This window comes from Kiloniella laminariae DSM 19542, assembly GCF_000374005.1.
Lineage (GTDB): Bacteria > Pseudomonadota > Alphaproteobacteria > Kiloniellales > Kiloniellaceae > Kiloniella > Kiloniella laminariae.
Genome location: NZ_KB893135.1, coordinates 192026 through 204193, shown reverse-complemented (window position 1 = coordinate 204193; position 12168 = coordinate 192026). Strand labels below are relative to the sequence as shown.

Sequence of the window (12168 nt, the reverse complement as noted above, 5' to 3'; positions counted from 1 at the left end):
ATCGACAACCCAAACACCTTCACTTGAGTTATAAAAAATTCCCATAATACTTAACTCCATGTAGCATAATACAATATATTAGAAAATCGATCATATATCAGAATTCGAGCACCATTAAGGCTATAAGTAAAAACAGAATAGCTTGATTCTAAAGCATTTATATATTGCTTTTCCAGTACAAGATCTTCGATACATTCTCGACCTGACAACGCAGCATTTCCAACCATTAAATCGGGATTTATTTCAAAATCAAGGTAGTACTGGAAGCCTTGGCCAGAAAAAAAAGGCTTATATTTTACGACCTCTGAAACTAATTCCTTGTCAGAAAAATTAATCACTTCATACACCACCAGCAAGCAGCTAGGACTTGTGTTGTAGTATAGGGTTTCGCCCAAAACGAAGTTTGTGGGAATGTTAGCTCTTTCCCATAAACCTCCAAGTAAACGCATCGGGAAAAATATATAGATACAAAATATAAGTAAGCCCATACCAATAAGGAATCTATATTTTATCAATACAAACATTCTCCTTTTATAAAAAACTAATAAGATAAGACTTTTATGCACAACCATAAGTCAATATATTTTCAATGACTATTTCATGACTTTCTCAACTATTTAACGCATTATTTCATCGCCACACTAAGCGGCTGATATCATGCTCATTGCAGATGTCGCTTACGGACTGTCCCTTAAGCCCTGACAATACAATCAGGCTCTTCATTTCACTCGTCCATTTACGTCTTTTCATACTTCGGTCTCCCAGGAGAAAAACTGCAAAAATACTATCTTAATTCAAGCAAATTTCAAATCGGGGGCAAGATACCCCAATCTTACCGAGCAATAAATTAAAGATAAAATTTCAGACATCACTCGCAGTCTTAGTGTGCAGCTGTACTGTATGTACAGAGATGGTATTTTCCTGCTGCTGACGTGCAGATTGAATATTCTGTTTTCTGGCAGGCTATCCCTGGTATTAACAGCTTTGTTTTATCTGCCCTGGATAGTAGGGTTTTTCTTGTACTGGGGTGTCTCTGTCGAGCTGGGGCTGTCGATTTAACATCCAGTACCTGCCTCGAGAATTATGAATTTTCAACATTTCCACCTCAGAATGTTATTCACCAGGGTCTGTTATGCAGAAGAAACTTCTTCCCTCTTTCGAAAGCGAGCGCCTGTTGGTCCGCCCGCGGGTGTTGGGCGATCTCGAAGATTGTCTGGCGATGGATCGTGATCCCGAGGTGACGCGCTATATTCCAGGGCCCTGGAAAGATCCCCAGGCGCACCGCGACTTTGTGCTGGCGCGGATGAATGCTGACTATCCCGCAGGGTTGGGCTATTGGTCAGTTGTCGCGCGGGCGGCACCGGAAATCTTTCTGGGCTGGGTTCTGCTTTTGGCCTATCCAGATGAAATTCTGACGGAACCTTCTGATCTTTTGCCCGATAGCGGACAGGTCGAGATCGGCTGGCGTTTTGTCCGTGCGGCCTGGGGCAAGGGTTATGCCAGCGAGGCTGCAGCCCTGATCCTGAAACATGCGTTGGCCCTGCCCGGTGTTCACGAGGTGGTGGCCGATATCGACCCGGAAAATGCAGGCTCGATCCGGGTGGCGGAAAAGATCGGCATGACTTTTTGCGGCGAACGCCGTGTCGATGGTATCTGGGCCCGGTCCTATCGGGCGCAGGCCTGAAATCTGTGCTGCAGGGCGTTATCTCAGATCGAGCTGGTCGAGGTTCAGATAGCCGTAATCCCCGTCGGGAGTATAGACCGGATACCACTTGCCAAAAACCGCCGCCCCGGCCCGTTGCAGGGGAGCCGCCTGTTCATCACCATTGAGCCAGACCAGCACCGGCGCAGTTGATGCGGGACCCGCACGCAAGGCCTGTTGCCCGGGCAGGAGGTACAGCCCTTTAGCAGCCTTTGCCGGAGTTTCAGTCCCGGTTTCAGTCCCGGTTTCAGTCCCGGTTTCTGCTTCGGCTTTGGGCGCAAGCTCGGTGACATCAGAAGACGCTGTTTCAGCCTCGGGAGAGGGGGCCGAACCATCGCTGCCGGCGGGGACATCGCTGTCCTCGATGCTGCCGATCTGATAGTCCGCTTGGGAGAGCAGCAGGACTTCCCGCTGTTTTTCCGGCGGGAAAACCGCCTGTTCCAGAGACATTTCGTTTTCAGTCACCATGCGGTCATAAGCAACAGACAGCGCGCCGGGGTAGAGGGTCATTTCGGCGAAATAGCCCCCGGTGACTTCAAACAGAGGGGTGCTGCTGCCGGGGGTATAGATGCTGACACGCTGGCTGTGCGCACCGACATGACAGGCGACCCCGAGATAACTTTCCTGCCCAAGTCCCTCTCCCAGTCGAAGGGGAAAGATCCCGTCCGCGTCGCAGTTGTCGCTGTCTTCCCCGGTTTCCGGGTCTCCCGGGGCTTCCGTTGAGGCAGCACAGAAATGACAGCCCGAAAGGTCGATGCGGGTGATTTGGCTGTCCGGATTGTTTTCTGGATTACTGCCCGGATCATTTTCTGCTGCGTTTTCTGCTGTGTTTTCTGGTGCGTCTTCTGGTACGACTTCTGCTTTAGCCGGGGATTGTGGTGCAAGCGGCGTCATCAACAGCTGCCACTGTCCCTGTGAACCCTCGATCCGGTAGGTCCCGGTACCCCCAGGCAGCGGCAGGGTCTTGCCTGGCTCGGGCATTTCTGCAAGGGCGCTGTGGGTCAAAAGAAGCAAGACCAGGACCCCGGCAAGCCCTGTCAGACATACCCGAAAAAGAACAGCAGCAGAAGGAAAAGAGGCAAGGGCTGGAACAGGGCGGGAGCACAGGGACAAGATACAGACTTTCAGCAGGGAAACCGTTGCGGCAAATGACCGGGCGGAAAATATAGTATTTCCCCCGGTCGGTCCACAGGGCTTTCTTTTTGTTGTCTGGTATCAGGGCGCATTCCGTTGTTTCAGGCGGGCAGGGGGCCGGGCTTCCTCTTCCCCTTGTGGCAAGGGGGCTGTCCGCAAGGAGGGGCGCAGGGACGGAAGAGGGGTGAGTTTCTGCCGGGTCGGGGTGGCTGGGGCAAAACCGTCTGCAGCACCCCCCGCGAGGGGAGAAGCTGTGATCGGGCGGCAGGTGAAGGCGCGGGTTTTTTCGACGCTGTCGACCACATCGCCGCTGGCATTGGTGACGTTGAGCCGGAAGGTTACCGACTGTTGCAGGAAGGCCAAACCGTCCCAGGACAGGCTGTGCGGGCCTTGAAAAAAGACCTTTTCGTCCTTGTCGATGTTATAGGCCTTCAGGGCTTTGATCTGTCCAGCGCTCAGGATTGCGGCAGCACCTGAGGATTTGCCCCGGCCTTCGAGCTTGCCGATCAGATTGAGGGTAACCGGGCAGGCCATGCCCCGGTGGGGGGCTTCTTCCTGAACCGCGACCACGAGGCTGGCTTTTGGTGGCAGCTGGGTTATCAGTTCGTCGGGGGCCGCGCTGCAGTTGACCTCATAGCTGGCCCAGTTTGACATAAAGGCAGGGCTGCTGCCGATCATCCGGACCTTGCCATCGGCAGTGTCGGCACTGACGGGATAGCTGTGTTCAAAGCTGCTGTGGCCCGATCCGTTGGTGACAATGGTTTTTTCGTCACTCTGCTGACCGCTGTTGTCGTGATAGCGGAATTTCACCTGTCTGTTCGGTTCGGCAGAAGTGATCTGGCCAGAAAGGGTCATTTCACAGGCACCGGTGATATTGCTGATCTGGGCCGTCTGGGCGGTGAGGGTCGCGTCTTCGATGGTCTGGACCACAGGGTCAAGAGAATCATCCCTTTTCAGGCAGATAACGGTGATCGCCTTGAAGGCGTTCCAGCTGTCGACTTCTTCCGGAGTTTGCGTGCCTGTAATGCCTGTTGTGCTGTAATCCAGATTGCCGCGCACAGCGATTTTTGCTTCGCGGTTCTGGGCAAAGATTGCGCTGTCATCCAGTCCCTGTCCCGACAGCCTTGTTGCTTCGGCGTTACAGGCTTCGACGGCAAGAGAAGCATAGCTGTTGCTGTCGAGAAAGAAAGGGGCGGCAGTGTTGACCGACTTGGGGCGGGGGCGGGAATAGCTTGCACTGTCACCGTCGTTTTCAAACACCAGCCATGCACCGGGGTGAGAAGGATTGTCCGGTTCAAGCGCAAGAGAGGGCCAGCTTTTCCAGCTTTTGACCCGTCCGGATATCCCCGCGTCAATCTGGACGATAAAGGCCCCCTGTAGCGGTGCGCCGGGTGGAACAAGGGTGGTGTATCTGGTCCCGTCGCTGGCCACAGATACATCTGGGTTGCTCATCCACTGCAAGAAGGTATTGGCGCTGTCGGCAGCGGCCAGAGAGGGACAGAACAGGGGCAGGAGTGTTCCGGCGAGCAGCAGGCTGCCAAAAGAACCGGAACAGGGAAAATAGGTGTTTTTCATAAGAGTGTTCCCTTCGCGTGGTCAAACAGGGGAGTAACGACAAACTTGCTGGTTGGTCGGGCCAAGGCGAGGGGAGGTTCAAAGTTTTTACAAAATTGGCTATGGGGCAGGGGATTATCCAGGGGGATTCCGGCGGTTTTTCATGATTTTCCCGAGGCCCAGCCAGCAGAAAGTCAGCAGGCCGGAGGCGATCAACCCCCAGCCGAACAAGCCAGCTACTCCCCAGAAAAATCCGTATCGGCCATATCCGGAGGAGGGGGGACTGATGGCGTAAAGATAGAGCGCAATCCCGGCGAGGATCAGAAAGACACCGATCAACAGGGGGCGGCGGGAGCCTGAGCTGGGGGGTGTTTTATCCTGCATTCTGTCCTCGGTTGTTTAACTCGTCTGCCATTCCGGGCGTTGAGCCTTTATTGGTGCGTCGGTTCAGATGAAGCGGATTTATCTCTGGCGTTGACAAAAGGCCGAGATGATTTTTTTGAGGGCGAGCCAGCAGAAGATCAGCAGCCCCAGCGCGATCAGTCCCCAGCCGGACAGGGCCAGCAGCCCCCAGAAAACTCCGGCCAGGGCAACACCGGAGGCCGGGCCGCTCATGGCATAGAAATAGAGGGCAAGCCCGGCGATGATCAGAAAGATGCCGATCAACAGGGATTGCCGTGTCCGGGCGCGGGAAGGGACGCGGGCGGGGTTGTCTGGTTGGCTGCCGGGCTGTTCGGGTTCTTTACTGTTCATTTTGTCACGACCTCAAGGCAATAGGGGGCTTCATCATAAGAGCCTGGCACAACCCGGGGCTCAAAGTCACGGATGCGCAGGGTCAGGCTGGTTTTGTTTTCCAGCGCGCGGTCCGCCAGATCGCGGGTTTTATCTTTTGGATCGTCGCAGATCCAGGTCATGTAAACCGCAGGTTTGAAAGGAGTGTCGAGTTTGATCAGATAGGTCATAAAGCTGAGCTTTGCCCGGCGGTTTTTACCGCTGTGGTGATAATGAAACCGCCGGGCCATAACCTGCCCCTGGATTTTGTATCCCGGACGTATCCGCGCGGGGATGGGCAAGGCACGCGGGCTGTCGCCAATCTGCAGCGTCATCTTTGCCGGACGGCACAGCCGGAACAGCAGGACCAGGGTGGTAAATAAAAGGATAAGCCCCGCAGCCCAGGGCATAAGGGAAAAGCTTTGCTGCTGGAAAAGCAGGCTGGCGATCCCCTCGATGTTGGTATTCTTGCTGGTGATGACCCCGGGAAAGAAGCCCTGCTCAAAGGCATGGGTTTTGAGAATAAAAAGATTGGTGATCGAGGCAAAAAAAGCACAGATCAGGCAGGTGATCAGCAGCAGGACCGCACGGGAGGGCTGAAACTCCAGCGGGGTATAATAACGCCCGCTGTAGTGGGTGAGCATGATCTGGCGGTAAAGACTGTCGATCCCGGCGGCCCCGAAAAAGGCAAAGTCACCGGGCAGGTAAATCTCTTCTTGCGGGTCAGCGGGGCGGGCAAGATAGATCCCCTTGTCCAAGGCCAGGCCGAGATAGATAAAGATCTCTTTTGTCCCCCGGAGCAGCGCGGCGAGATTATGCACAACCAGCCCGAAAATCAGCGCGGCAGAAACAAGCAGGAAATTCATGCCCAGACAGAGAGCGCGAAGTTCGCCGTAGTCCCACCAACTGACCAGCAGATCAGACAGCGGGATCTGGAACAGGGCCTGGGACAGACCGTTGAAAAACAGGATGTAGGCGGTAAGAAAACCAATGACACCAAGGAGAAACATCCGGTTATTCCCCCCCGGCAAAGACCAGCCAGCAGAGCGCATCGAGGGGGCGACCCGCGCTGTCTGTGATCAGTTTTTCACAGCTGAGCCGGGGGAGCGGATAGCCCGCCTGATCAGCTGGACTGCGGAAGGGATCAAGGAGAGTCGAAGCCATCAGGCCAGTGACAAAATCCTCGACGATCTTGTTGTCGGGTGTATCCGGCGAATGTGTGGCAAAAGCAGCTGTGGCGAGGTAATCCCTGATCCAGTTGTATTTATCCAGCCTGCCGATAAAGAGCGAGGTCAGGCGGGGCGGGCTGGCCTGTTGTTTATGGGTGGCAAAGGCTTTTTCCAGACTGTCGGCAACAGTTGTCTCCCCGGGGGAGCAGTGTTGCTGTATGCCCGCCTCATCCAGGGTAAAGGCATCAAACCGCAACGTTGCAGTATCGGTTTTTGTGTCCTGAAAGGCACTGACCCTGATCTGGCAGTCCGCGAACTGTTCAAAAAGTAGCAGAGTTTCTGCGGCCGGGGCACTGCGCGGGGTAAGTGAGCCGAGCAGCAGGGAGCAGGCAAGAAGAAGGAAGCTTCTGTACTGGTTCACTTCTCTGTTCCTTTTTCTGTTTTGCAACGGTTCTTGCATTCCGCTTTGCTTTTGTCTTGCGGCCTTGTTTGGCTGCTGATGACTGAGTCTAGCCTGAATAGGTCGCAGGCCGTTTGAAAAAGGTTCAATCACCGGGTGTTTTTTCCGACTTCGGCTTTTGCCTTTCGCGTCAGTCTGGAGAAATGCCGGAGCAAAGGCTTGACCGGAATCAAATTCAAGGACTGTGTTCGGGGGTAGATTATCTATGTTGGCCACTTGCTCGAGCGCGATCTCCAAGGGTTGAAATGCCAAGTCCCTGCGGGCTTGGTGTCACTCTTTTAAAAGAACCAGGCCCGTTATCGATGTTTTATGGAGAAACAAGATGACGATTACTTCCTGGGCTGAACCCTATAAAATCAAGATGGTTGAACTGATCCGCATGACCTCGCGGCAGGAGCGGGAAAAGGCGATCCGTGAGGCCGGGTTCAATACTTTCCTGTTGAAATCCGAAGATGTCTATATTGATCTTCTGACGGATTCCGGGGTCGGGGCGATGAGCGATCGGCAGTGGGCGGGCATGATGACCGGGGATGAAGCCTATGCGGGCAGCCGCAATTTCTATCATCTCGAGGAAACCATCCGCAGCTGTTACGGCTACAAATACACCTTGCCGACCCATCAGGGGCGCGGCGCGGAACATATCCTGAGCAAGATCATGATCAAGCCGGGCGACTATGTACCGGGCAACATGTACTTCACCACCACCCGTCTGCATCAGGAACTGGCCGGAGCGACCTTTGTCGATGTGATCATTGATGAAGCCCATGATCCGGTTTCGGACCACCCCTTCAAGGGCAATGTGGATCTGGCCAAGGTCACGGCCTTGATCGAGCGGGTCGGTGCGGAAAAGATCCCCTATATCTGCGTGGCGACCTGTGTGAACATGGCGGGAGGACAGCCGATCTCGCTGGCCAATCTGCGTGCCTTGAGAGAGCTGTGTGATGCCAGTGGAATCAAGATCATGCACGATATGACCCGGGTGGCGGAAAACGTCTTTTTTATCCAGCAGCGCGAAGAAGGATACAGGGACAAGACCGTTGCCGAGATCACGCATGAACTTTGTTCCCTGACCGATGGTGCGACCATGTCGGCCAAAAAAGACGCCATGGTCAACATCGGCGGATTCCTGGCCCTTAATGATGAAATTCTCTATGAGCAGGCCTGTGAACAGGTGGTGATCTATGAGGGCCTACATACCTATGGCGGTATGGCCGGGCGCGATATGGAGGCACTGGCCATCGGCATTCGCGAAAGCCTCTGTGATGATCACATGCGCGCGCGTATTGGGCAGGTGGAATATCTGGGTAAAAAGCTGATTGATGCCGGGGTGCCGATTGTCCGGCCGATCGGCGGTCATGCGATCTTCCTTGATGCCCGGGCGATCCTGCCGCATCTGTCGCAGGCACAATTTCCGGCTCAGGCACTGGCGGCTGCGCTCTATGTCGAAAGCGGCGTACGGACCATGGAACGGGGCATTGTTTCCGCCGGGCGCAACCCGGAAACCGGGGCAAATTACGGATCAAGGCTGGAACTGGTGCGCATGACCATTCCGCGACGGGTCTATACCCAGTCACATATGGACGTCGCTGCAGAAGCCGTGATCGACCTGATGGAGCGGGCAGAGCAGATCCGCGGGCTGGAGTTCACTTACGAGCCGAGTTGCCTGCGCTTTTTCATGGGGCGTTTCAAGACCGTGGCCTGAAGATTATCGATAGGACCTGCGGGAGCAGCGATTAACTTAACCGCCGGGTCATACAGATAAAAAAGCCCCTGAAGCAGCCTGTTGCTTCAGGGGCAGTTCGCAAGCTGACTTTACTTGCAGGGTAGATTCTTGTGTGCGCCGAACAGCTACATCAGTTTGCGTTCGGCACTCAATCCTTTCCAGATGCTGACACACATCAGCAGCAGCACCGCGGCGAAGGGGAAGCCCGTCGTCACCGCCATGGCCTGAAGCGCGGCGAGGCCGCCGCCCAAAAGCAGGGTGATGGCCACCAGTCCCTCGAACACACACCAGAAGACGCGCTGGGGCATGGGGCCGTCGGTCTTGCCGCCTGCGGTGATGGTATCGATCACCAGCGAGCCGGAATCAGACGAGGTGACAAAAAACACCACCACCAGAATAATGCCGATGGCCGAGGTGATCTGGGTCAGAGGCAGTTCCGACAGCATGGCAAAGAGCCGCAGTTCGGTTGCTGCATCCTGTGCACCGGTATAACCCTCAACCACAATCTGGCTCAGGGCTGTGCCGCCAAAGACCGTCATCCAGAGCGCACAGACCAGTGAAGGGATCAGCAGCACACAGATGATGAATTCGCGCACAGTCCGACCACGCGATACCCGGGCGATGAACATGCCGACAAAAGGCGACCAGGAAATCCACCAGGCCCAGTAGAACGAGGTCCAGCCCTGGCTGAAATTGGCGTCCGTACGGCCAAAGGGATTGGACAGGGCCGGCAGGTTGGTGACATAGGCGCCGATACCGGAGAAAAAGCCCTTGAGCAGGTCAGCGGTCGGGCCGACAAACAATACAAAGATCAAGAGCAAAAAGGCCAGCACCATGTTGATCTCGGAGGCGCGTTTGACCCCGCCGTCCAGACCGCGCACCACGGAAATCAGGGCAATGGCAGTAATACCGATAATCAGGATGATCTTGGTGCCGCTGCTGTCTTCAATGCCAAAGAGAAAGTTCAGCCCGGCATTGGCCTGGGAGGCCCCGAAACCGAGCGAGGTCGCCAGACCAAACAGGGTTGCCAGCACCGCCAGCACATCGACCATATGGCCGAACCAGCCCCAGACACGATCGCCAAACAGCGGGAAAAAGGCCGACCGCAGCGAGAGCGGCAGGCCCCGGTTGTAGCTGAAAAAAGCCAGCGCCAGCGCAACCACGGCATACATCGCCCAGGGATGCAGCCCCCAGTGATAGATGGTCGCCGCCATGCCCAATTGTGCCGCCGCGGCAGCATCGCCGGGTGCTCCGGCCAGAGGTGCCCAGCTTTCGGCTGTGCCTGCAGTTTCTGCAACCGAACTGGCGTAATGGGAAATCGGCTCGGATACGCCAAAGAACATCAGGCCAATACCCATACCGGCGGCAAAGAGCATGGCGAACCAGCCCGCATAGCCGTAATCAGGCGTGGCATCGACCCCGCCCAGACGGACTGCGCCAAGCGGTGTGACCACCAGCAACAGGCAGAAAAGGACAAAAAGGTTCCCGGCGGAGAGGAAGAACCAGTCAAAATTGACCGTTACCCATCCTCGCATTGAATTGAAAAGTTCGGTGGCGGCCTGGGGTACCATCAGGGTACCAAGGACAAAGGCGACGATGGCCAGTCCGGAAATCAGGAATACGGGATTGTGGATATCAAGACCAAAAGGGCCGATCTGGGTCTCGATATTATCCTGACCAACTTCAAAGTCGGTCTCGGTTTCTCCAGGATTTGTCTGGTCAGACATTTGTTTCTCCCCAAGTTATTTTTTATCTCTGCGATTTGCTCCTTTATGACAAAACCATGACAAGCCTACGCCGAAAATGACGACTTTGAGAAGCGATTTTTTTGTGCCCTTGATAGCACGTTGATATAGATATTGTATTTTCCAATAATTATACTTCTATATTTTGTGCTTTCCCGCTTTGAGGAGGGATGCTTCTGTTTCGATTCCGGTCTTGTCACGATCTTGAGGTTTCTGGAAGGAATAGCTTTTTCCGGGGGTGGTTTTATGCGTGCCTGTAACGTCCAGCTCCCTTTATGATCAACTTGGTTTATGATCAGGCTAGCCGGGACAAAAGACATATCGTCTGGCGGAGAAATCGATTATACTCGGACAGGGTATTTTTCGGGATTTTGCTCTGGGATCTTGCTTTGTGGGTGATGGAACTGTTGCCGTATCCTGGGCTTTTGTTCGGGGAGAGCAGGAGGCAGGCGCTTGTTCCTCAGGATCCAAAAAAGAGAAAGCGACAAAACGGGAAAGGAGCCTTGGTATGCTATTTCCACCCCCTTTTTGCCTAAAGCAAAAAGTTTACCGAGGGCTGCGGTTGTTGTGCTGGTTTTTGCTTGGGTTTGTCTTACTGACCCCGGGTTTTAGCATAACGGTTTCCGCTGAAGGGGGGCCGACACCACAGGCAACGACCGCCACAGAAACAGGCGTTAAGTACTTTCGGAAAGTCAGCCTGTCGCTGAGCCTTTCCATCCCGCCCTATATCTTGACTGACAGCAGCCGGGGGGCGGAACTGGACATCGTACGAGAGGCGATGGCGCTGGAAGGATACGAAATCTCGACGCATTATGTCCCGAACAAACGCCGCAACATTGATTACAGTCGAGGCAACACGGACGGGGTGTTAACCATCAGCAAAGATGAACAGCTGCCGGGTTATTACACGCAGAGCTATATCACCTATCAGAACGTCGCGATTTCTCTGAAAAACAAGGCTTACCAGATCCAGGAAATTCCTGATTTGCAGGGCAAACGGGTGATCGCCTTCCAGACTGCCTCGGTGGTGTTGGGGGCAGAGTTTGCGGACTTTACCAGTAATAATAAGAGTTATTTTGAGCATTCCCGACAGCTTGATCATCTGGCAAAACTGTTCGGCGGGCATATCGATGTGGTGGTTGGGGATATCAACATTCTGAATTGGCTGGTGAAAAACGGAGGATATTCCCCCAAAATCAACAAGGACCAACCGCTGACAGTCCACAGTATATTTTCGCCTGACCTTAAATATGCCGTCTTTCATGATGCAGAGATTACCCAGGCTTTTGATCGGGGCATTGCCGCGCTGAAAAAATCTGGCCGGTATGATGTTATCTTGAAAGAATACGATGTTTATCGGGGGCAGAATGAGGATCTGCTCCGTGAGGGGACATGACCCCTTTGGAACTCTGATCAGCAGCTCCGTACCGGGGTGATCGGAAAGCTGATTTTCCGTCCTCCTAGCTCGCGGATATAGAAATTATTTTTTCTAAAATCTGGGGTGCTTTTCCTGTTTTTTTTAGGATCTTGGTCCCTATCGCAGCGTTTTTGTTTTGTCCCGGCTCGTCCTTGGGAACAGAGAGGTAATTTTTGGGTGCCTCCCAAAAAAACTCTGCTGAGGCAATTCTGTGTCAAAGCTGCCTCACAACATCCTCCAGAGAAAATAAGTGTCGCCTGGGCTTTAATTCTGCGCAGCCTGTCCTATATGGATGCCCGTTGCGTAAGTGTTTTTCTGATTTTCTCCCAGGTACAATGTCGGGTGCAATGGCGAGTGCAATGGTGCCGGGCTGATAGCGGGGAAAGGGGTCTGCAAGTGATTTTATTAATCGGGACGACCGAACAGAACCACAAGGTAGAGCTCCAAAGTAAAATCTTTGGACAGAGGAAAAGGATTTTCCCGTATTGAGCGG

11 protein-coding genes are annotated in these 12168 nt (G+C 54.1%); 3 read left to right on the top strand and 8 right to left on the bottom strand.

Annotation, left to right across the window (positions count from 1 at the left end; translation table 11 throughout):
* Positions 1-50: 50 nt before the first annotated feature.
* The gene (locus B152_RS0105605; protein ID WP_169337406.1) at positions 51-515 is read right to left on the bottom strand and encodes a hypothetical protein; all 465 of its coding nucleotides are present in this window, start codon (positions 513-515) and stop codon (positions 51-53) included.
* Positions 516-1132: 617 nt separating this feature from the next.
* Here B152_RS0105605 and B152_RS0105600 point away from each other — a divergent pair.
* Positions 1133-1684, top strand: coding sequence for a GNAT family N-acetyltransferase (locus B152_RS0105600; RefSeq protein WP_020591414.1), 552 nt, complete (start codon positions 1133-1135; stop codon positions 1682-1684).
* 18 nt (positions 1685-1702) lie between these two features.
* Here B152_RS0105600 and B152_RS0105595 read toward each other — a convergent pair whose 3' ends face one another.
* The 6 genes from B152_RS0105595 to B152_RS0105570 form a co-directional block, all read right to left on the bottom strand.
* The gene (locus tag B152_RS0105595; protein WP_157230881.1) at positions 1703-2716 is read right to left on the bottom strand and encodes a hypothetical protein; all 1014 of its coding nucleotides are present in this window, start codon (positions 2714-2716) and stop codon (positions 1703-1705) included.
* A 201-nt stretch (positions 2717-2917) separates the two neighbouring features.
* A complete protein-coding gene (locus B152_RS0105590) occupies positions 2918-4411 on the bottom strand; it encodes a hypothetical protein (RefSeq protein ID WP_020591412.1) in 1494 nt (497 codons plus the stop codon).
* A gap of 114 nt (positions 4412-4525) precedes the next feature.
* Positions 4526-4774, bottom strand: a complete 249-nt coding sequence (locus B152_RS0105585; RefSeq protein ID WP_020591411.1) for a hypothetical protein — start codon at positions 4772-4774, stop codon at positions 4526-4528.
* A 78-nt stretch (positions 4775-4852) separates the two neighbouring features.
* Positions 4853-5143 carry a DUF1634 domain-containing protein gene (locus B152_RS0105580; RefSeq protein ID WP_020591410.1) on the bottom strand — a complete coding sequence of 97 codons (291 nt, stop codon included), beginning with the start codon at positions 5141-5143 and terminating at the stop codon, positions 4853-4855.
* On the bottom strand, positions 5140-6171 hold the full coding sequence (locus B152_RS0105575) for a hypothetical protein (protein WP_020591409.1): 1032 nt from the start codon (positions 6169-6171) through the stop codon (positions 5140-5142). Before B152_RS0105575 ends, B152_RS0105580 begins: the two co-directional genes overlap by 4 nt.
* A 4-nt stretch (positions 6172-6175) precedes the next feature.
* Positions 6176-6751, bottom strand: coding sequence for a hypothetical protein (locus B152_RS0105570; protein ID WP_157230879.1), 576 nt, complete (start codon positions 6749-6751; stop codon positions 6176-6178).
* Positions 6752-7112: 361 nt separating this feature from the next.
* Between B152_RS0105570 and B152_RS0105565 the strand changes: the two genes are divergently transcribed.
* The gene (locus B152_RS0105565; protein ID WP_020591407.1) at positions 7113-8492 is read left to right on the top strand and encodes a tyrosine phenol-lyase; all 1380 of its coding nucleotides are present in this window, start codon (positions 7113-7115) and stop codon (positions 8490-8492) included.
* A 146-nt stretch (positions 8493-8638) separates the two neighbouring features.
* Here the strand turns inward: B152_RS0105565 and B152_RS0105560 are convergent, their stop codons facing one another.
* A complete protein-coding gene (locus B152_RS0105560) occupies positions 8639-10240 on the bottom strand; it encodes a BCCT family transporter (RefSeq protein ID WP_020591406.1) in 1602 nt (533 codons plus the stop codon).
* A 583-nt stretch (positions 10241-10823) separates the two neighbouring features.
* On the opposite strand from B152_RS0105560, the gene B152_RS25040 reads away from it, so the two are divergent.
* Positions 10824-11654 carry a substrate-binding periplasmic protein gene (locus B152_RS25040; RefSeq protein ID WP_218044358.1) on the top strand — a complete coding sequence of 277 codons (831 nt, stop codon included), beginning with the start codon at positions 10824-10826 and terminating at the stop codon, positions 11652-11654.
* The last annotated feature ends 514 nt before the right edge of the window (positions 11655-12168 follow it).

Excerpts from the sequence above, each read along its gene's own strand:
- B152_RS0105585 (WP_020591411.1), bottom strand. The coding sequence starts at position 4,774 with ATGCAGGATAAAACACCCCCCAGCTCAGGCTCCCGCCGCCCCCTGTTG.
- B152_RS0105565 (WP_020591407.1), top strand. The coding sequence starts at position 7,113 with ATGACGATTACTTCCTGGGCTGAACCCTATAAAATCAAGATGGTTGAA.
- B152_RS0105575 (WP_020591409.1), bottom strand. The coding sequence starts at position 6,171 with ATGTTTCTCCTTGGTGTCATTGGTTTTCTTACCGCCTACATCCTGTTT.
- B152_RS0105600 (WP_020591414.1), top strand. The coding sequence starts at position 1,133 with ATGCAGAAGAAACTTCTTCCCTCTTTCGAAAGCGAGCGCCTGTTGGTC.
- B152_RS0105560 (WP_020591406.1), bottom strand. The coding sequence starts at position 10,240 with ATGTCTGACCAGACAAATCCTGGAGAAACCGAGACCGACTTTGAAGTT.
- B152_RS0105580 (WP_020591410.1), bottom strand. The coding sequence starts at position 5,143 with ATGAACAGTAAAGAACCCGAACAGCCCGGCAGCCAACCAGACAACCCC.
- B152_RS0105590 (WP_020591412.1), bottom strand. The coding sequence starts at position 4,411 with ATGAAAAACACCTATTTTCCCTGTTCCGGTTCTTTTGGCAGCCTGCTG.